This is a genomic window from Tolypothrix sp. VBCCA 56010, assembly GCF_050875635.1.
Lineage (GTDB): Bacteria > Cyanobacteriota > Cyanobacteriia > Cyanobacteriales > Nostocaceae > Hassallia.
Window position 1 is genome coordinate 1 of record NZ_JBPAOH010000345.1, and the last position, 1,432, is coordinate 1,432.

Here is a 1,432-nt window from a genome sequence, read left to right on the forward strand (position 1 = left end):
GTATTGTAAAACTTTAAACAAAATATAGTCTAAAATCATCAAATATATTCAGATATCCCGAATGTGGTATATTAATTTCAAGTTGTAAATAATCATCATGTGTCGAGTAGAAAAGCACGTAATCAAAGATGGTCATGAATGGTTTGCTTATTGTGCTGAAATTACCACAATTTCCTGCCAGCTTTATAACACTGCTCAATTCACACAACGCCAAGGATTTTTCTATGGATGGGGTACACAAACTCAAGCAAAATTAGACAAAATATTCAAGGAGAATGAGAATTACAAAGCAATGCCTGCGAAAGTAGCTCAACTTGTTCTCAAACAGAACGCAGATGCTTGGATTGCTTACTACAAGGCATTAGCAGCATATAAAAAAAAGTCAAGTAAGTTTACAGGTTTTCCCAAACCACCTAATTATGTTGATGCAAAAAACTTAGTCAAATTCAATAATCAAGCGATTGGGAAAAAAGAATTTAGCAAAGGTTTTATAGTTCCTTCCATGTCACCAATTAGGATACCAGTAAAACCTGCACTCAAGTTTCAGGACTTGCGTGAAGTACGGATTATTCCCCGTACTGGATGCTTTGTTATTGAAATAGTTTATGAGATTCTAGAACACTCACAATTGTTTTGTAGCTTGAATCCACACCTGAATGCAGCGATTGATATAGGGTTGGATAATCTAGCAACAATTGTTTTCAATGACCCAACAATACAACCGATTGCTGTCAATGGGAAACCACTAAAATCAGCGAACCAATTTTACAACAAGCAGATCGCTAATAAGCGAGGATTCTTACCCAGTGGGAAAGGTACGTCAAAGCAAATTGCAAACATTGTTCGCAACCGCAACAATTTTGTAGATTCATACTTGCACCAATCTACAAAAATCATTGTGGATGAATTTCTTCGCCTAGGAGTAACTCATGTATCGATAGGTAAAAATGAACAATGGAAAACTCGTCTTAATTTAGGGAAGCGCACAAACCAAAACTTTGCCCAGATACCACACGCGAGATTTATTGAGATGCTGACTTATAAATTAGAACGAGTTGGCATCACCGTTAAGGTTTCAGAGGAGTCTTACACAAGTCTTGCTTCTGCAATTGATTGGGATATTATCCCAACTTATGACCCTAACAACAAGATAAGACACGTATTCTCAGGCAGGCGCGTCAAACGTGCGTGGTATGTCAGCAAGGATGGTTTAAAGATTCATGCTGATGTCAATGCTGGATATAACATCGGCAGAAAAAGTAATCCTTCAGGATTCGACACTCTCAAGTCGCATCTTCGGGATAGGGGATGTCTGGTAGTACATCCAAGGCGTTTAACTCCACTATTCAAGCGTGATTATGCTAAAAGTCGAGTTGCTTAAAGCCAATTTTATATATGTCTAACTATATTTGACTATGTAACTTGGAACTAT

General features: G+C 37.4%; 1 protein-coding gene. It reads left to right on the forward strand.

What is annotated here, in order from left to right; genetic code table 11:
• Window positions 1-97: 97 nt before the first annotated feature.
• The gene (locus tag AABK37_RS41340; RefSeq protein ID WP_432557171.1) at window positions 98-1,381 is read left to right on the forward strand and encodes an RNA-guided endonuclease InsQ/TnpB family protein; all 1,284 of its coding nucleotides are present in this window, start codon (window positions 98-100) and stop codon (window positions 1,379-1,381) included.
• Window positions 1,382-1,432: the final 51 nt, after the last annotated feature.